The organism is Hymenobacter segetis (assembly GCF_054776495.1).
Genome location: NZ_BAAHBV010000002.1, coordinates 1,036,238 through 1,056,009, shown reverse-complemented (window position 1 = coordinate 1,056,009; position 19,772 = coordinate 1,036,238). Strand labels below are relative to the sequence as shown.

General features: G+C 60.7%; 11 protein-coding genes and 1 tRNA gene. 8 read left to right on the top strand and 4 right to left on the bottom strand.

Annotated elements, in window-relative coordinates; translation table 11 throughout:
- Positions 1-2 precede the first annotated feature (2 nt).
- From ACYU70_RS14935 to ACYU70_RS14920, 4 genes are all read left to right on the top strand, one after another.
- Positions 3-77 (top strand) — tRNA-Val (locus tag ACYU70_RS14935).
- Between the two features lie 181 nt (positions 78-258).
- Positions 259-1,893, top strand: coding sequence for a DUF6377 domain-containing protein (locus tag ACYU70_RS14930; protein WP_342300594.1), 1,635 nt, complete (start codon positions 259-261; stop codon positions 1,891-1,893).
- Positions 1,894-2,357: 464 nt separating this feature from the next.
- Positions 2,358-4,466, top strand: coding sequence for a glycoside hydrolase family 97 protein (locus tag ACYU70_RS14925; protein WP_425293345.1), 2,109 nt, complete (start codon positions 2,358-2,360; stop codon positions 4,464-4,466).
- 51 nt (positions 4,467-4,517) lie between these two features.
- On the top strand, positions 4,518-5,942 hold the full coding sequence (locus ACYU70_RS14920) for an alpha-amylase family glycosyl hydrolase (RefSeq protein WP_342300591.1): 1,425 nt from the start codon (positions 4,518-4,520) through the stop codon (positions 5,940-5,942).
- Positions 5,943-6,096: 154 nt separating this feature from the next.
- Here ACYU70_RS14920 and ACYU70_RS14915 read toward each other — a convergent pair whose 3' ends face one another.
- Positions 6,097-6,753, bottom strand: coding sequence for a DUF6134 family protein (locus ACYU70_RS14915; RefSeq protein ID WP_342300589.1), 657 nt, complete (start codon positions 6,751-6,753; stop codon positions 6,097-6,099).
- Complete coding sequence (locus ACYU70_RS14910) at positions 6,743-7,540, bottom strand: DUF547 domain-containing protein (RefSeq protein WP_342300587.1); 798 nt, start codon at positions 7,538-7,540, stop codon at positions 6,743-6,745. Before ACYU70_RS14910 ends, ACYU70_RS14915 begins: the two co-directional genes overlap by 11 nt.
- Before the next feature lie 268 nt (positions 7,541-7,808).
- Here ACYU70_RS14910 and ACYU70_RS14905 point away from each other — a divergent pair, with 268 nt between their 5' ends.
- From ACYU70_RS14905 to ACYU70_RS14890, 4 genes are all read left to right on the top strand, one after another.
- On the top strand, positions 7,809-8,501 hold the full coding sequence (locus ACYU70_RS14905) for a TIGR04283 family arsenosugar biosynthesis glycosyltransferase (RefSeq protein WP_342300585.1): 693 nt from the start codon (positions 7,809-7,811) through the stop codon (positions 8,499-8,501).
- The gene (locus ACYU70_RS14900; RefSeq protein ID WP_342300583.1) at positions 8,501-9,490 is read left to right on the top strand and encodes an NAD-dependent epimerase/dehydratase family protein; all 990 of its coding nucleotides are present in this window, start codon (positions 8,501-8,503) and stop codon (positions 9,488-9,490) included. The genes ACYU70_RS14905 and ACYU70_RS14900 overlap by 1 nt, the downstream gene beginning before the upstream one ends.
- Entirely contained in the window at positions 9,483-10,352 is an 870-nt protein-coding gene (locus ACYU70_RS14895) for an SDR family oxidoreductase (RefSeq protein ID WP_342300581.1), read from the top strand. The genes ACYU70_RS14900 and ACYU70_RS14895 overlap by 8 nt, the downstream gene beginning before the upstream one ends.
- Positions 10,353-10,531: 179 nt before the next feature.
- A complete protein-coding gene (locus ACYU70_RS14890; protein ID WP_342300579.1) occupies positions 10,532-11,701 on the top strand; it encodes a hypothetical protein in 1,170 nt (389 codons plus the stop codon).
- A gap of 206 nt (positions 11,702-11,907) precedes the next feature.
- Here the strand turns inward: ACYU70_RS14890 and tamL are convergent, their stop codons facing one another.
- Positions 11,908-14,178, bottom strand: coding sequence for a translocation and assembly module lipoprotein TamL (gene tamL, locus ACYU70_RS14885; RefSeq protein WP_342300577.1), 2,271 nt, complete (start codon positions 14,176-14,178; stop codon positions 11,908-11,910).
- A 161-nt stretch (positions 14,179-14,339) separates the two neighbouring features.
- Complete coding sequence (locus ACYU70_RS14880; RefSeq protein ID WP_342300575.1) at positions 14,340-19,607, bottom strand: translocation/assembly module TamB domain-containing protein; 5,268 nt, start codon at positions 19,605-19,607, stop codon at positions 14,340-14,342.
- Between the last annotated feature and the right edge of the window lie 165 nt (positions 19,608-19,772).

The window sequence follows — 19,772 nt, the reverse complement described above, 5'->3', positions numbered from 1 at the left end:
ATGGGAGGTTAGCTCAGTTGGTTTAGAGCGCTTCGTTCACACCGAAGAGGTCGAAGGTTCGAATCCTTTACTTCCCACATTGATTAACAGCCACTTGGTAGCGATACTGAGTGGCTGTTTTCATTTTAACACGTTTGAAGGCCGCTTCGAAGCTAGAGCAGCTGAATTCATTGCCGTAGCGGAATGAGGTGCCCACTAACGCACCAGCTATCTGTTAATTTTGGCCATTCCCCGCCCGAATTACCTCCTGTCGCCTTCGTGAAGCTCTTTTTAGTCCTGTGGTGTAGCCTGCTCTTTGGTGCGGTACCTGCTTGTGCGGCGGCGGGCACGGGCACGACTGACAGTCTGCTGGTGGAGCTAAATAAAGCGTTGGACCACAAAAAGGAATACGATGCGCAACGCCTGAATCGCATTGCCGTGCTCACAGCCGAGTTTGCCTCGGCGGAGGTGAATGATGATGCGAAATTTGACCTGGGCCTGCGCATTTACGATGAGTACAAGACGTTTAAGTACGATTCGGCCTTTGTGTACTGCCAGAAGATTATCCGACTGGCCAATCAGCTGAAGCAGCCGGAGAAGCTGGAAGTTGCCAGGTTGAAGCTGGCTTTCGTGCTGCTCTCGTCGGGCCTGTTCAAGGAAACCTTCGAGACGCTTGATGGCATCAATCCGGCCCGGCTGAAAAAGGCCGATAAGCAGAGCTTTTATTTTCTGAAAGCCCGGGCCTACAGCGACCTGGGCGATTTCAACCAGGACCAGGTGTACCGGCCAGCGTATTATTCCAAGGCGCTGGCCTATGCTGATACGGCCCTGCAATATGCCCGTCCCGGCTCTTACGAGTACCTATCGGTGCAGGAATTTCGGGCGCAAAAGACCAACAATGTGCCCGCCGGTGCGGCCGTGTACCAGCAGATATTACGTTTGCCGCACCTCACGCTACACCAGCTGGCCGTGAGTGCCAGTACCACGGCCTACCTCTACGAGCTGGCGGGCCAGACCGATAAGGCCGTTGAACTGCTGCTGGTTTCGGCCATTGCCGACGTGAAAACGGCCACCAAGGAAACCACGGCCATCTTCAAGCTCTCGGACTATTGCTACCGCCAGGGCGACCTGAAAAATGCCTATACCTTCATCCGGGAGGCGCGGGAGGATGCTACGTTCTACAAGGCCCGGCAGCGGCAGCTTGAGATTAGCCACGTCTCGTCCATCATCGAAGGCCAGAAAATTAACATCATCGAAAACCAGCGTAAGGCGCTGAAAACCTATGCGATTATAATGACGCTGCTGGCGGGCGTGGTGATAGGCTTTGCCATTATCAGCTTTAGGCAGCTGCGGAAGGCGCGCAAAGCCGACCGGGTGGTTTTTGCCACCAACCAGGAGCTGCGCGAGCGGAACGAGGTGCTGCGGCAGCTGAACGGCGACCTGAACGAAGCCAACAAGATTAAGGAGGAATACATCGGCTTCTACTTCCACAACAACTCGCAGTACATCGACAAAATCGAAACCCTGAAGAAGCGGCTCGATGCGCTGCTGGCTACCAAACAGTACGCCGGTGTGCAGAAGCTGGTGGACGGCGTGAACATCAAAACCGAGCGCAACGAGCTGCTGAAGGGGTTCGATACGGTATTTCTGCGGCTATTTCCCAATTTCATCGCGCAGTTCAACGCGCTGTTCGGGGAAGGGGAGGGCATTCGGCTGGCCGACGACCAACTGCTGACCACGGAGTTGCGCATTTTCGCGCTCATCCGGCTGGGCATCGACGACAGCGAGCAAATCAGCCGGATGCTGGGCTACTCCATCAACACGATTTATACCTATAAGACCCGGGTAAAGAACCGGTCTTTCCTGCCCAACGAGGAGTTTGAGGCGCGCATTCAGGCCATTCAGGCGGTCTGAAGAACGAGGCTGCTACACGGTAAAAGGGGGATATAGTTAACCCGATATCCGGTTGGGTGAGTGGCCACACACCAGGGTGGGCAGGGGAGCATCGGCTGGTTGCGGCACGATGCGACGGCGTGAAGGACAGGGATGGGAATGCCCCATGCTTTTGTAATGCTTGGGATGTTTTTAAGAGGCTGGAGCCCTTGTTTTTGTTAGAATGAGGAGGAGAAGATGCCATATGGGGCTAATATTTTGGTTGGGGATTTTTGGGGTAAATCATTGTTGGTGAAGGATAAGTCTGGGGGATGGGTTAATATTTTTCATACTGTGGTTTGAAAAATTTCAGGGGGGTGAGGGGTGACTCTAGCTTTGTTTGACAAGCTCTCCCAAACCTTGGGCAGCCGCAGCCTTTACCCCTGCCCATACCTAACGCTGAAGAAGTCGCCGCTCCCACCGCCCCCCGATTTGACACCCGAATGATGAGAAATATTTTGCTGGCTGCGCTGCTGCTGACGGCCGGCTCCCAGGCCCACGCGCAGGCCACCGCCCCGCTAACTGCCAGCCTCGACAAAGTGAGCCTGACCGTGGCCCTGAGCACCGACGGCCGCCCAACTTATGCCGTGGCCTTCGGCCCGAAAACCGTGATTGCGCCCTCACGCCTGGGCTTGGCGTTTGCCGATGGCAAGGGCTTTGATGGGCCGCTGGTGCTCACGGGCAGCGAAACCAAGGACGTGGACGAAACCTGGCAGCCGGTGTGGGGCGAGGTGAAGAACATTCGCAACCACTACCAGCAGCTCACGGTGCACCTGCGCCAGCCCGCCGCCGATGGGCGCAAGCTGGACGTGGTGTTTCGGGTTTTCGCCGATGGCGTGGGCTTTCGCTACGAGTTTCCGCGGCAGGCGCACCTGCAGTATTTCACGGTGCAGGACGAATTCACGGAGTTTCACCTGCCGGCTAACCACAAGGCGTTCTGGATTCCGGGCGACTACGACTCGAACGAGTACGCCTACACCACCAGCCGCGTGAACGAGGTGAACACCACGCCCATTCCGGCCATTCAGGAGAAGGCCCCGGCCAACCGTATTCAGACGCCACTGATGCTGAAATCGGACGACGGCCTGTACATCAACATCCACGAAGCAGCGCTGGTGAACTACCCGGCCCTGTACCTGAACGTGGACACCAAGACGTTCGACCTCACCAGCCAGCTCGTGCCCGATGCCACCGGCACGGGCGCCAAGGCCTATTTGCAGGCTCCGGAGCACACGCCCTGGCGCACCATCGTGGTGAGCGACAAGGCCCCCGAGTTGCTGGCCTCGAAGCTCATTCTGAACCTGAACGAGCCCAGTAAAATCACTGATACCGGCTGGATTAAGCCCCAGAAATTTGTGGGCGTGTGGTGGGAAATGCAGACCAGCCGTGGCAGCTGGAACTACGCCGACACCTTCAACATCAAGCTGGCCGGCACCGACTGGCGCAAGCTCAAGCCCAACGGCCGCCACATGGCCAACACGGCCCACGTCAAGCAATATATCGATTTTGCCGCCGCGCACCACATCCCCGGCGTGCTGGTGGAGGGCTGGAACGTGGGCTGGGAAGACTGGGCCAATAACTGGAAGGAGGAAGTGTTCGACTTCGTGACGCCCTACCCCGATTTTGATGTGGACGAGCTGCAGCGCTACGCCGCCAGCAAGGGCGTCAACATCATCATGCACCACGAAACCAGCGGCGCGGCCACCAACTACGAGCGCCGCCAGGACAATGCCTACCGCTTCATGAATGCCCACGGCTACACCTCGGTGAAAACCGGTTACGTGGGCAAAATCATTCCGCGCGGCGAGCACCACGACGGCCAATGGATGGTGAACCACTACGTGCAAACGGCCCAGAAAACGGCCGATTACCACATCATGGTTGACATGCACGAGCCGGTGCGCCCCACTGGCCTCAACCGCACCTACCCCAACTGGCTGGCCTGCGAAGCCGCCCGTGGCAACGAGTTCAACGCCTTCAGCGAGGGCAACCAGCCCGAGCACGAAACCATCCTGCCCTTCACCCGCCTCATGGGCGGGCCGATGGACTATACGCCCGGCATCTTCAAGCTCCAGAATTTTGAGCCGACCGGCAAGCGCCTGGTGCACACCACGCTGGCCAAGCAGCTGGCGCTGTACGTGACCATGTACTCGCCCCTGCAAATGGCCGCCGACCTGCCCGAGAACTACAACCAGCACCTCGACGCCTTCCAGTTCATCGAAGACGTGCCCGTGGACTGGGACGATACCCGCATTCTGGCCGCCGAGCCCGGCGACTACCTCACCACCGTGCGCAAAGCCAAGGGCCGCGACGAGTGGTATCTCGGCAGTATCACCGACGAAAAAGCCCGCCAGCAACCCATTAAGCTGGATTTCCTCACGCCCGGCCAGCGCTACGAGGCCACCATTTATGCCGACGGCAAAGGGGCCGACTGGCAGAAAAACCCCACGGCCTACCGCATTACCAGGCAGGTGGTTACCAGCAAGTCGGTCCTCACTTTGCAGCTGGCTCCCGGCGGCGGGGCGGCGGTTAGCTTCAAGCCGGTTAAGAAATAATTTCCTGCGTCTCGGCGCGCTATTTTCCTGTCCTTTTAAAAGAATTCCTGCATGCTTATTCGCCGTATTTTAGTTAAAAACAGCCTGGTTTTGCTGCTGGCCGCCAGCTTCCTGGCCGGGTGCAAAAAGGAGATGGCAGCGGCCCCGACGGCCACCACGCCCACTACGCCGACCACCCCCACCACGCCAACCACACCGCAGTACGGCACGCCTTTCTCGGCAGTGCCCAACCGCGAGGATGCCGTGATTTATCAGGTGAATATGCGGGCGTTCAGCCAAAGCGCGAACTTTGCCGGCGTTACGGCCCGGCTGGATTCTATCAAGAATCTGGGCGTGAACGTGGTGTACCTCATGCCGATATACCCGGTGGGCCAGCTGCGCGGCGTGAACTCGCCCTACGCCGTGAAAGACTACCGCGGCGTGAACGCCGAGTTCGGCACCCTCGCCGACCTGCGCACGCTGGTGGACGCGGCCCACGCCCGGGGCCTGACCGTGATGCTGGACTGGGTAGCCAACCACACCAGCTGGGACAATGCCTGGGTAACGGACCATCCCGACTGGTACCTGAAGAATGCCGCTGGTACCATCTCAAACCCGCCCGGCACCAATTATAACGACGTGGCCCAGCTCGATTTCACCAACCCGGCCATGCGCGCGGAGATGATTTCGGCCATGAAATCGTGGGTGTACACGGCCAACGTCGATGGCTTCCGCTGCGACTATGCCGACGCGCCCACCATCACGGCTTCCACCTTCTGGAAACAGGCTGTGGACTCGCTGCGCACCATCAAAACCCACAAGCTGCTCTTGCTGGCCGAGGGCAGCCGCAGCAGCCACTACGCCTCGGGCTTCGACTACATCTTCGGCTTCAACTTCTACGGCGGCATTCGTAGTGTGTATATCAACAACGCCTCGGCCACCACGTTCGATAACTTCAACGCCAGCGAATACGTGGGCGCCACGGGCACGCAGCAGGTGGTGCGCTACATCACCAACCACGACGTGAACGATTCCGACGGCACGCCGGTGGCGCTGTTCGGCGGCGATGCGGGCGCGATGTCGGCCTTCGTCATCGCCGCGCTCTACAAGGGCGTACCCATGATTTACAACGGCCAGGAAGTGGGCATGAGCACGGCCATCAAATTCCCCTTCACCGGTGTGAAAGTGAACTGGAATGCCAAACCCGAGGTGACGCGCCTCTACCGCCAGCTGCTGAAAGCCCGCGCCGCCAGCCCGGCCCTGCAACACGGCATGCCCACCGCCTCGTACAGCACGGCCAACGTGTGCGCTTTCACCAAGGTATCAGGTACATCGCAGGCGCTGGTGGTGGTGAATACCCGCAGCTCGGCCACTTCCTTTACGCTGCCCGCCACCCTGAACAGCAGCACCTGGACCAACGCCCTGCAAGGCGGTCAGGTCACGCTGGGCAGCACAATATCGTTGCCCGCCTACGGCTACGTGGTCCTCACGAAATAGGGGATTGGGAACGGGCAGGAGCTGTTTCAAATGTCTGTCATCCTGAGCAAAGCGAAGGACCTTCTCACGTTTGAACGTATTGTTCAGTCGCGAGAAGGTCCTTCGCTTTGCTCAGGATGACAGGCGTTTTTATTGACTGCGCCAACTACCAGCACTACGGCAGCAGCCGAATAACGAAATTCTTCAGCGGGTTCTTTTTGATGAGGCTCACCAGCCGGCCGTTGGCGTAGTGGTACTCGTCTTCGCGGCCGTCGCGGTGGGCTTGGTAGGTGCCATCGGCGGCGCGAGCCAGGGTGAAATAGTCGCCAAAATATTCGGCGAAAGCGGTGGTGTGGCTGCCGGGCTCGCCAAAAAACATATCCGTCACGGTGTAGGTGATGGGCTGCTTTTCGATGGCTTGGTAGTGGTGTTTGTATTGGTCGGCCCGGATGGCGTAATGGTCGCCCAGCCACTCGGCGCGGGACGAAAAATTGCCCTGATTGGTGTGCGCCTCCACCGTGGACAGCAGCAGCTGGCCGCCCCGCACGCGGTTGGTTACCTTGTAGTAAATTTTCAGGTGATAGAACAGGAACGTGACCTGCACGTCGCTGATGAGGGTGGAAATCACCTCGGTGGTGCCGGGCTGGGGCTGGCGGGTGGCCGTCATGGTGCCCACGCGCAGGCCGGCTACTTCAATGGCGTAGTGGCGGGTTTCGGTGGGGGCGCCCGGGCGCGTGGTTGTGCCCGGCAGGGCCTGGGCTTGCGCCGCGCCGGCCAGCCCCACTAGTACCAGCAGCGCCAGCCAATGGCCCGCACGGGGCCTATTGCTCATTCAGGCTCCAGTTGTAGTCGAGGTAGGAAATCCTGGTTTTGGCATCGATTTTAGTCGTCGAATACTTATTTACCCACTTTTCCACCGATTGGCCATTCTTGTCCCAATCACCTTTGTACCAGTCAAAATACTTGGAAAGCTGGGCGCTGGCGGCACTTGGTTTATTCTTGGCGGGGTTGTTCAGGAAGTCGTGGCCCTGGTCGTCGAGTTGGCTTTCCAGCTTGGAAGCGGTGTATGCCTCGTTGCGCAGGCGCGGGCACGACATCGAGGCGCACACCAGCGCGAAGTGGATGCGCGGGTCGTCGTACTTCTTGCGTAGCGTGCCATGCTCGATGTTATCGAGGCTCATTTTCTCGCCGCCGATGCTGAAAAACTTGATGGCCCAGGGCGTGGTCACGAAGGGAATCTTGATTTTCGAGCCAATGTCCTTGATGCTCGAAACGGGGTAGTGGTCGAGCACCAGGCGGATGGTGTAGGCGTTGTAGGCATTAATCCAGAACGCCATTTGCTCGGCCTTGCTCCACGATGCGGCGGGCGCGTTTTTGCTGAGCATATCCAGGTAGCTGTTGAGCGCCTGCTGGTCGGCCTTGAGGCCCTTGTAGTTGACGAGCCCCTTGGCGCTTACGTATTTCTTTAGCAGCTTGTCGTAGCTGCCGTGGTCTATGGCAGCGGGGCTGGCGGCAGTGGCCGCGCTGGCCGGTGAGTGGGCCGGCGCTGTCGCAAAGGCATTAGCACCTAAGAGTATAGTGCCGAACAGGGCGAGGGTAAAAGAGCGGGTGGCTTTCATGAAGGAAAATTGGATGAGAAGCGCTTGAATAACCGGACGGTGGGGCACTGCCGCGGCAATAGACGCAACGCCGGCGTAGGTTTATCCCATACGAGAAATAACGCGGGGCCGATTGACGAGCTCTGGAAACGGCCCGCGCCGTCGCTGGCGGGTAAAGATTTCGCCCGTTCCAAACTGCTGGCGGCGGCCCGTGCGTAAGCATGGAAAACGGCCCACAGTGCAAGTGCGGCGAAATGCAGAAATTCGCCCCCTCGTCCTTTCCCTTGCTATGAAACTGAGCGTCATCATCCCCTCTTTCAACGAAGCCTCCAACATTGCCCGGCTGGTAGCCGAGCTGCGCCGCCACGATGCCAACGGCGCGGTAGAAATACTGGTGGTGGACGCGCACAGCCCCGACGGCACCGCCGAGCTGGCTCGCCAGGCCGGAGCCACCGTGCTGCTGGCCCCCCGGCCCGGCCGCGCCGCCCAAATGAACCACGGGGCCGCCCACGCCACCGGCGATATCCTCTATTTCGTGCACGCCGACGTGAGCATTCACCCCGACTACGTGGCCACCATCGGCCAGGCCGTGGCGCAGGGCCACGCGGCAGGCTGCTACCGGTTCCGGTTCGATTCGGCGCATCCGCTGCTGCGGATTAATAGCTTTGGTACTCGTTTCAAAGGGATTATGAGCCGGGGCGGCGACCAGACGCTGTTTATTACGCGGGCGTTGTTTGAGCAGCTGGGCGGGTTCAATGAACATTTCGTGGTGATGGAGGATTTTGAGATTATCCAGCGCATCCGGCGGGTGGCCTCGTTCCTGATTGTGCCCAAAGACGTGGTGGTGTCGGCCCGTAAGTATCGGAATAACAGCTGGCTGCGCGTGCAGGTGGCCAACCTGACAGCCTTTTCGCTGTACTTCCTCAAAGTGGCTCCGGTGCGCATTGCCCGCACCTACAAAGCCATGCTCAACACCTACTGATGGCCGAAACCGTCCTTGTGACCGGCGCCAACGGCTTTCTGGGCCGGCACCTCGTGGCCGAACTGCGGCAGCGCGGCCATCCCGTGCGGGCGCTGCTACGGCCCGGCACACCCGCGCCATTTCCAGCCGATTGGAACATTGACTACCGCGCCGCCGACCTCACCCAGCCCGCCACCCTGGCCGGCGCGGCCCACGGCTGCGGGGCCATCATCCACGCCGCTGCACTGGCCCAGGTGAATCCGGCCCGCGACCCGGCCGTGTGGGCCGCCAACCTCGGCGGGACCGAAGCTGTGCTGCAGCTGGCGCGGAGGGCGGGTGTGCGCCGGCTAGTGTACGTAGGTACGGCCAATGTCTTCGGCTTCGGCCCCAAAGCCAACCCCGGCGACGAAACCCGGCCCTACGCTGGCCGCCGCTACGGCCTCGACTACATGGACAGCAAGCGCGCGGCCACCGACCTCGTGCTGCGCGCCGTGGCGCGGAAGCAGCTGCCCGCCGTGCTGGTGCATCCCACTTTTATGCTCGGCCCGCAAGATGTTAAACCGACTTCCAACGCCCTGCTGCTGGAGCTTTTTCAGGGCAAGCTGCCGGGCTACCCGCCGGGTGGCAAAAACTACGTGCACGTGCGCGACGTGGCCACGGCTACCGTCAACGCCCTCACGCAGGGCCGCGTGGGCGAATCTTACATCCTCGGCAATGAGAACCTGAGCTACCGCGAGGCCTTCGGGCTGATGGCGGGCGTGCTGGGGGTGCAGGCACCGCGCTGGCCTATTCTGCCAGGGCTCGCCACACTTTATAGCGAGTTTTGCGATGTGAAAGCGTGGCTCACCGGCCGCCCGGCGCAGCTGAATTCGGCCATGACCTCTGTGGCCAACGACGGACATTATTTCAATGTGCAGAAAGCCCGGCAGGAGCTGGCCCTGCCGCAAACTCCCATCGTTCAAGCCGTGGCCGAAGCGTTCGACTGGTTTAAAACCAACCATTATGTTTGATTCAAATCCGGCCCCTCGCTCTTCGCTGGATGCCACGTTGGCCCGGCACCCGGGACCGTTTGCGGGCAAAGTGGCCATCGTCACCGGTTCGGAATCGGGTATTGGGCGCGAAACGGCTCGCACGCTGTGCGAAAGCGGAGCCGCCGTGGTCCTGAACGGTCGCAACGCCGAGCGGCTGGAGCATACCCGGCAAATGCTGACCGCTGCCGGCCACTCCGTAGCCACCTGCGTAGCCGACGTGACCGACTACGCCGACTGCGAGCGCCTCGTGCAAACGGCCCTCGACCACTTCGGCCGGCTCGATATTCTGATTACCAACGCCAGCATTTCCATGCGCGCCTACTTCGCCGACATGGCTCCCGAGGTGTTCCGGCAGGTGCTCGACAGCAACGTATACGGCTCGGTGTATCCGCTCAAGGCGGCCCTGCCGCACCTGACCCGCACGCGGGGCAGCGTCACGTTCATTTCCTCCATTTCGGCCCTGAATGGGATGCCTAGCGGCTCGGCCTACTGTGCTGGCAAGGCAGCCGTGGCCAACCTGGCCCACACCCTGCGGCTGGAGCTGGCTGATACCGGCATTCACTTTGGCGTGGTGCACATCGGCTTCACCCAAAACGACCCCGAAAAGCGCGTGCTCGATGCCCAGGGCCAGCCCGTGCCCATTGCACACCGCCCGCCGCGCTGGCAGAAGTCGCAGGCCGCAGTAGCTGCCATTATCGTGCGGCACGTGCGGAAGCGGCGGCAGCGCACCGTGATTTCGGCCCTGGGCCGGATTATCGTGCTGGTGCATACCTACCTGCCACGGCTGGGCGACTGGGTGGTGCTGTCCACCATCCGGCGGATGCGGCATTTCTACGAATAGCCGCCGGGAAGGGCCGCTGCGGTGGTAGCGGGGGCTGCATTCGGGAATAACCGGGGCCTTTGGTATTCTCGCGGTGCTGCGGCGGTCCCCGAACGGCGGCGCGGCTGTTTATTTGCGGCCCCGTTGGGCCTTTTTCGCTTGGGTTTTGTTGGCAAGCGTTGCTTTTATCGTTTTAGTCTATGCCGCTGCTTGAAGTTACGGATGCCCGCCTGGCGCGGCAGTTTGTGGAGTTGCCCGCACGCCTGCACCAGGCGGTGCCGCAATACATCGGGATTCTGGAAAATGAGATTGAGGCCGTTTTCGACCCCATCAAAAACCCGAAATACGCCAACGGCGAAGCCATTCGCTGGGTGCTGACCGATGCCACGGGCACGGTCATCGGCCGGGTGGCGGCCTTCCTCAACCGCGACGCGCCCGACGTGCAGAACCCCGACCTGCCCACCGGCGGCCTGGGCTTTTTCGAGTGCATCGACGACCAGTCGGCCGCTAATGAGCTGTTCGATGCCGGCCGGCAGTGGCTGGCCGTGCGGGGCATGCAGGCCATGGATGGCCCCATCAACTTCGGCGAGCGCGACCGGCTCTGGGGCCTGCTGATTGACGGTTTCGACCGCCCGCCGAACTACGGCATGTTCTGGCACCCGCCGTATTACCAGCAGCTATTCGAGCAATACGGTTTTCAACTCTACTTCAAGCAGTACACCTGCTACCGCACCACGGCCGCGCCGCTGCACGCCCGCTTCGCGCAGCAGGCCAAGGAGCACGCGGCCGAGTTCCGCTTCGAGCACGCCCGCAAGGCCGATGCCGAGAAGCTGGCCTACGACTTCCACCACGTGTATAACCTGGCCTGGGCCAAGCACTCGGGCGTGAAGCCGATGACGCTGGACCAGGCCCGCAACATCGTGAAAGAAATGAAGCCCGTGGTGGATGAGCGCCTGCTCTGGTTTGCCTACCACGGCTCCGAGCCGGTGGCGTTTTTCATCAGCCTACCCGAGCTGAACCAGATTTTTCGGCACGTGGGCCGGCGGCTGAACCTAGTGGGCAAGCTGCGCTTTCTATGGGCGCGCTGGCGCTTCATGCGCCGCCGCGACAAGCGCCTGTTCGGCATCATTTACGGCGTGGTGCCCGAGTACCAGGGCAAGGGCGTGGACGCGGCCATGCTGGTATATGCCCGCCAGGCGTTCATCGACGCGGGCTACGCCGATATCGAAATGAACTGGATTGGCGATTTCAACCCGCGCATGCTGGTTACCACGCGCTCCATCGGGGCCACCATCGTGAAAACCCACGCCACGTTCCGCTATTTGTTTGATAGGGAGCGGCCGTTTGAGCGGATGCCGATAATTCGGTAACGTCTGTCATTGCGAGTGGAGCGCAGCGCAACGCGGCAATCCGTCCTCTGGATGCGACCAGCTTTGAGCTGTGACAAAGCCTTGTTTTAGCAACAAAAAGCCCCGATACTGCGAAGTGTCGGGGCTTTCTGATAGAAGGAAGTGTCTGGTTAATACAGGACGGATTGCCGCGTTGCGCTGCGCTCCACTCGCAATGGCAGACATTGTTAGAACGGATAGCCGATGGCCAGGTTGAAACGGCCGGTTTGGCTGGTAGGCGTGCCGTAGGGCGCTTGCAGCGGGAAGGCTAAGTCGAAGCGGATAACGAAAAACTGCACGTCGACGCGCAGACCCACGCCGGCCCCCACGGCCAGTTGTTTCAGGAAGGTGCTGGAACTGAACTTGCCGCCGGGCCGGGCCTGGTCGTCGTTGGCCAGCCAGATATTGCCGGCATCGAGAAACACGGCCCCTTTGAGGTAGGGAATCAGGTCCTGGCGGTATTCCACGTTGCCTTCGAGGCGAATGTCGCCCACCTGGTCGTAGAAGCTGTTGAGGTCCTGCGTGGCATTCTGGGGGCGGTAGGTGCCCGGGCCGACGCCCCGCGCGGCAAAGGCGCGCACCGAGTTTGGCCCGCCAATGCCGTACTGCTTGGGGTAAGGCAGCACGTCGGAATTGCCGCTGGGCAGGCCCACACCAGCTTGGAAACGGGCCACGATGCGGTTGCCCGAAGCAGGATTCGGGCTGATGCGGTAGTATTCGCGGAACTCGAAATCAAACTTCAAATACTGACTATACTCTTGGCCACCAATGGTGTACTTGCCATTATCGTTCTTGGTGCCGCCGAGAGAGCTGGCCAGGCCCTGGGCCAGGTTGCCGCTTCCCTCGACCTGCCCGCTGAAGTAAATCTGCTGGCGGCGCTGCTCCAGCACCTGCTGGTTGTAGGTGTAGCGGTAGGAACTGGCCAGAATGAACTGCTGCTGAAACGCGCTTTTCAGAAAAGGTCGGGCTTCAAGTATTGGAATAAACTGGTCAGTAGGCGTGAACTGAACGTAGGTTATATCAATAGGCTTGATTTCCTGCTCGTTGGTAATCTTGGTTTTCCAGGAGTAGCCGTAGTTCAGGTTGAAGAAGTTCTGGGTGAAGTAGTTGGCGCGCGTCACGAGCCGGAAACCCGCCCCAATGGTGGTGCGCGGCTGGAAATCGGAGTTGGGCAGGTGCACATCCAGCAGCGGCAAATTGGGCACCACGAGGCGCGGAATGAGCAGCTGCGCGTTCAAACCTAATTCGTAGCTGGTGAGGCCCACGCCGCCGCTGCCACTCCCGGTCTGGGTTTCAGTGGAAGCCACGGCATTGACAACTAGCTGCTCGCCGCCGCGCAGGGCCGAGCGGTTCCGGAACGACACCGTGAGGCCCGGCCCCGTGAAGCCGTTGCTCTTGGACACCAGCTGCAAATCGGCCCGCAGGCTTTTCTTTTTGAGCTGGGTCATCAGCACATCAGCGTCGAGGCGGGCGCGGTCGGCTGAATCGCCGGCCAGCGATGGCTTCAGGCGGATTTCCACGAACTTGAACGTGTTCAGGCTCATCAAGCGGCTGATGGTCTGGTCGCGCCGCTTGCGCCGGTACAGGCTGTCGGGGTACAGGAATGTGGCGCGGGTAATGGCGCTGGCCTTGAATACTTTCTCGTCGGGATAGTAGAGGTATTTGCGGTAGAGGATGGGCGGGCGCGTGGTGGTATCGGTCAGGATGTAGTTCGTGTTGAGCTTCACCACATCGAGCCAATAGGGCCGCACGGCGATGGCGGGGGCGCTGCCTTTCACGCGCAGATACACGTTCACTTTGTCGTGCAGCGTGCTATCCACTTGAAACAGAATGTAATCGGGGTTGAAGTAGAAATAGCCCTGGTTTTTCAGTACGTTGTCGATGCGCACCCGCTCGTTGGTGAGCGTGGTCAGGTTGTAGGCGTCGCCCACTTTCAGCAGGGTGCCGGGCTGGGTGGCGCGCACGGCAGCGTTCACCGTGGTGTCGCCTTCCGGGAAATGGATTTCCTTGATGGTGTAGGGTTTGCCAGTCGTGGCGGTGTAGTCCACCTGCGCAGTCTTGTCCTTCGCCTTCACCTCATGGGCCACGGTGCCTTTGAAGAAGCCGTTGTTATAGAGCCGATTGGTAATCAGGCCTTCGGTGGCGGTGATTTTCACGTCTTTCAGCAGCACCGGTGCTTCCCCAAACTTATCGGCGAAGAACTTGCCCAGACCCTTCTTCTTGCCCACGCCGAGGTGCCAGAAATACAGCTTCGGCCGCAGGCCCAGAATGGAGCCGTTGGGCTTGGGCGCTACCACCGATGCCAGCTCGGTTTGCAGGGCGGACTTGTTGCTGAGCTTTTCAGGCGATTTGATGATGACCTTGCTGCCCGTGTAGAGCTTCTGGCCTTCGGGAATGTATTTCAGGCCCGAGCAGGAGGCGAGGAGCAGGAGCAGAGCGAGGCTGGCTAAGCGGCGCAACGAAACCTCACTTCCCGCCCGAATTCCTGAAAAATAAGGGGCACTGGTTAAGTCCTGACAAATGCCGTCAGGCGCTTCCTTTTGAGGGGAGCGAGGACCGGAAAGGAAGGTTCGGGTATGCCAATCAAACATGCTACTATCGTTCACTACCAAATAAATACCTATTTCTTGCTTGCCTGCTTTGTCGAATCTACCCGCGCCGAAGGAGGCGAGGCTTGCTGCACAGAATCCTTCTCGGCTTTCTTATCCACTTTTTCCTGCTTGCGGTTGGCTTTGCGCTCTTCCTTGATATCCTTCGGTACTTTCGAGAACAGCTCTTTCAAATCCTGGTAGTCGCGCTGGAACACCAGAGCCGCGCCGGTGCGCACCAGTGCGCCGTCGATGTCCTCGTAGCTGTTCTGGCGGAACACGCGCACGCGCAGGCGGCCATCGGCCAGCAGGGTGTATTCCAGGCTCACATCGCCGGCCAGGTTGCTGGGGCTGTTCTGGCCCTGGGTGCTTTGGGTGCCGGTGTTGCCGCTCAGGGCAATGTCGGTGCCCACGCGCACGGTCAGGCGGTTGTTGAGGAGCTGGCGGCGCAGGGCCACGTTCAGGTCGGTGCGGCTGCCCTGGCTGCCGTCGGCCCCGTAGGCAGCCTGGTTGGTCACGCCCAGGTCGAGGCCGAGGCCGGCGAGGTACTTGCCAGTGAGGTTGTTGAGCTGGTCGGTAAGCACGGCGCTGGCGCTGCCGCGTAATTGCGTGGCCACCAGTCCCTCGCCACTGCTGGTCTGGAAGGGGTTCTGGGCCACAAACCGACCCAGAATCAGCAGCGAGAACACCTGCTTGCTGAGTTCCGAGGTCTGGTTAGGCTGGCGCAGTTGAGCCAGCTTGGCATCAACCTGGCCGTTGAGGGCGCCGCGCTGGTTTTCGGGCAGCGTGATGTCGAAGCCGATGGTGGGCTTAGTCAGCTGGTCGGTCACATTCAGCAGCACATTAAACGGCAGGCGGTTGCGGGCGACCGTGGCACTGGTGAGGTCATCAGCCCCCTGGCCGGCCAGCAGCTCGGCCGGGGCAGCCTGCACCTTGTACACGGCCGTGATGTTAAGCGTGGCATTATACGGGTCACCGTCCCAGACAATCGTTGAGCCTCTGCGGATGATGAAATCCCGCTGCGCCAGGCTGTATAGCGACATATGGTAGAGCCCGCGCGCCACTTCCAGCCGCCCGCTGAGCGTGATGGTGCCATCCGGCGCGATGTTGGTATTGAGTGTGCCGGCGGCCCGCACTTTCAGGTTGTCGCCGCTCACCGGGTCGATAACGATGGTGAATGGCGTGCGGTCGGTTATCGTGACCACGGCCGTCACATCGTAGCCCGAGGCGGCCATTTTCAGTGTGTCGCCGGCCGCCAGCTTGCGCGAAAGCATGGTATCGAGCGGAGCACTTTTATCCACAAATTCAACAATGCCCTCGCGCGCCACCGTGGTGGGCGTGGCCGTGGGCGACTCCACCGTAAGGTTCGAGCCGTCGACCACCGTCACATTGGTATTCACTTTGATGAGCGAAACCGGCCCCGTGAGGCGGGTATCCGAGTCGAGCACCAAGCGGCCGTAGAACAGCTGGTTGTCCTCGCGGGTGCTGCGCACGGCCAGGAAATCCTTGGTCGTGGCCCGCATATCGAAGGAGTAGTTGACGAAGTCCTTGCTCAGCAGATAGCCATTGATAACTGCTTTGTTCGAGGCCGAATCCAGCACCGTGAAGTTATTGAAGGCAATGCCCCGGTCATCAAACGTGAGCGACTGATTAGGCAGGCGGAAGGGCGAGCCCAGCTGCGGTACCACAAACCCGGCATCGTCAGAAGTATTAAGGGTGCCGCGCACCACCGGCGCGCTCGGCGCACCCGTCACCGTGAGCTGGCCGCGCACGTAGCCGTTGGCTTGGCGCACCTGACCCACTGAGAAGGGCTCAATGAGTTTCAGGTTTAGGCGGTTGGCATCCACCGTCAGGTTGAGCGGGGTGGGGCTGCTGGCGAGGTAAGTGCCGCGCACCTGCACGTCGTTGCCCGCGCCGCCCACGGTACCGGCCGCGCCGCCGGCCAGCCGCGCATCTACATCGTAGCGGCTGGGGGCGGGGTTGGTGGCCCGGAAGGCGATATCACCAATGGAAGCCTTCTGGAACACCAGGTTTTTAATCGTGGCATCGGCCGTAAAAGCCTGATTGGGCTTGCCCAGATTGTCGATGCGGGCCGTGCCATTCAGGTTGCCGGCCACCAGCGAATCCTGCTGCTGCACGATGCGCGCCAGTTCGGCCAGCTCGAAATTGGTAAACGTCACACCCAATGGCGAGGTGCGCACCTGCGGGTTCTGGCTTTGCAGGGCCAGCGTGCTGCGGCCATTCGTCAGGTTGAGGCCGTCGGCCACCACTTCGCCGGTAGGGTAGTAGCGCACGAAGTTGTTGGCTCCCGCCGTCCAGTTTTCGTAGTTGATAACTTGCTCGGGTGCAGCCACGAATTCATACACTACGCTGCTATTCTTGCCGCCGCCCTGAGCCAGCGCCTGCAGGGTGCCGGCCACCGCCAGCCGCTCACGGTTGGCTGAGTCGCCTAGGATGGCTACGCGGCTGAACAGCTTGTTATTCGCCACGTTGCCGATGATGCTGGGGCGGCGCAGCTTCAACGTACTATCCTGGGCGGCCTGGGCCAGGCGCAGACTGTAATCCAGCTTCGCGGGGTCCGAATCTACGTTCAGGCGCAGCGAATCAAGCTTGTAATTATTATACCGAATGACGGGAATGCTGGTATTCGCCGTGAGGCGGGCGGCTTGCCGCGAGTAGTCGCCGGCCAGCGTGAAGGGGGATATTTTCTTCAGCCCCGGCACCAGCTTGGTGGCCAGATTCGGGTCTTTTAATTGCAGCGAATAGGTGAAATGCCGGTCGGCCGAACTGGGCACATACTTCACGCCGGGCACGTCGAAGTAACGGTCCAGATGCTGCTGCAACTCGGTGGCGATGTCGCCCAGATGCACGTTGCCATCGAGGTTTACATTGGCAATGTCAGAGCTGATGACGGCCAGCGTACGACGGTCATTCTGCACGATGCGGCCGTTGAGCGAGTCGAGCGGAAAAGGCTGGTTGTCGCGCACAATCACAATGTGGCGGCCGCTGAAGGTGCCGTTTAGCGTATTCAGATTCGAGCCGCGCAGGTTGGCCACCAGGTCGCCCTGCACCCGCAAATCGCCGCCGGTGTAGAAGCCCAGCGCCGTGAGGTTGGCCCCGCGCAGGTTCAGCTTCGTGACTTCGTAGGTGGGGTTTTTGGCGTCGCGCAGATTCACCACGGCGCTCAGGTCGAGGTTCAGGTTGGGGTCGTTTTTGCTGCTGGCGTTGATGACGTAGCGGTTGCGGTCAAGGTCGACGGTGGCCACCACGCCGTGGTAGGTGTAGCCGTTGTAGCGGGCGCTTTGCACGTTGCTCTGCACGCGGCCCACCAGCGAGGCCGGGTTTTTCAAATCGCCCGTCGCGTTGATGCGGCCCGTGGCCGTGACGCGCCCGATGGTCGGGTCTTTCAGCAGCTTGCCGAAATCGAACCCGCCCACCGCGAAGGTGCCAATGAGCGGCTGCCGCCCATTGGCCTGTGCCGCCCCCAGCTTCCCGCTGAAAGCAAGGTCGCCGTAAGTGGAGCGCAGCTTAAGGTTGGTATCAAATGCCAGCGTAGTGGGCCGGCCCCGGAAAGTGCCGCTCACGGCCAGCGTGGGCGGAATGCTGATGTTGTTCGGGATGCTGCCCTTCGGCGCGAGGCTCAGGATATCGGCTCGCGAGGTGCTGAACTGCTGAATATCGAGGTCAGCATACAGCCGCGCATCGGTATTGGGCAGACCCTGAATCCGGCCGCGCCGGGCTTTGAGCACCGTGTTGCGCAGGCCCACAAACTCCAGGTTGCGCACCGAGAAATCGCCCACGCGCCCGGCAATCTGCCCATTGAGCAGCACTGATTGGTTGGGGCCGGTATTGAACGGCGAGGTGCCGGCCAGCTGCGGGGCCAGGTACAGAATGTCGCGGAAGCCCAGCCGCACGTTCCGCAAATCACCCTCAATCTTCAGATTGGGCAGCTTTTTCGTGTCGCCCAGCGCGGCTAGGCTCTCGTAGCCAATGGCCAGCGTGCGCCGGATGCGGGTGTGCGGCGTAATCAAATCGAGACTGTCAAGCCGGATTTGCACTGAGTCGTACACCACGTTGGCTTTCCACGAATCGACGCGGAAGCCGCTCTGTTCCTTGCCGGCCAGGTTGTCGACTTTGCCCGTGGTGCGGTTTTCAGAATAGCTCAAATCGTGCGTGTTCAGCACGAGGTCGGTGAAATTGAGGTGGTTGTAGTCGAGGGCCGGGAGGCGCGTTTTCTGCTTGGGCTGGTTGAAGTTGTCGAACTTCACGGCTAGCCCGCTGATATCAGACTCATCCAGCAGCACGCGCCAGCCCGGCGAAGCGGCGCTCTGGCCGGTGGCGGCTTTGGCCTTGTCGGTGGCTTCGTCCAGCTTGCGCACGGCCTCGGCGGGGTTCACCACGCGCTCGGCCACGGGCACGGCCTCGTTCTGAGCGTAGGCGAAGGAGGTGTTTTTGAGCGTCAGCTTGCTCAGGTTCACGCGCTGCTTTTGCAGGTTGATATCCTTGGCGGTGATATCGGCTAGGCCGATATTGGTGCTAATGAACTGGGCCGCCGGGGCGTTTTTATACACGAACTGCACGCTGTCGAGCGCGGCGTGGTTCAGGCCAAATTGCAGCGTGAGCGGCTCGGTGGGGCCGGGGTTTTCCACCTCCGGGGCGGTTTTAGTTTGCACGATGCTGATGGCGGTGCGGTGCAAAGCCGCGTTATCCACCTTGTAGATGGACTTGTCTACATCTACCTCGTCCATATTGGCCGTGAACTCGCCGACTTTGGCCCGAATGTCGGAGCCCGTCACCTGGTCATTCTGTGTGAAGTAGATGTTGGTCAGCCGCGCCTTGCCAATGTCGTATTTCAGCGTCGAGGCGGTGGTATCCACCGGCGCGTTGGGGTCGACGAAGGCGTCGATGATGAAGTCGTAGTTGTTCACCGAATCAGGCTCGGTGCGCGTGAGGCGCACGCGGCCGTCGTTCAGCTCCACGTTGGAAATATTTACCTGGCTGTGCAGCAGCGCCCAGATATCGAGGTCGACGCCGAGGTGGCCGACCGATAAAAGCGTGTCGCGCTGCTGGTCGGCGAGGTACACACCGTCGAGGTTGATGGCGTGGCGGAAATCGGTCCGGAATTTCCCGATTCGGACCTCCGTTTTGAGCTTATTGCGCAAATAGCTTTCAGCCTTGTTGGCCACAAAGTCCTGACCCGAAGGAAATTGCAAAAACACAACCACTCCGATGACGAGGAGCAGGACCAGGGCTATTAACCCCAGAATTCCGTAAAGGGCACGACGCAGAAAAGTGGACAAGGCGGAAGGTAATTAGCAGCAACACAAAGCAGGAGCACCTTCCCAAACGCAGAACCGGCGGCTGGGGTTGGCAAAATGGCTCGCCGCCTCGCCCGGCGAACGCGACCCGGCCCGACTGCGTAAGCCCCGGCCCGGGTGGCTGTTCGTGCGCAACCGTTTGAGCAT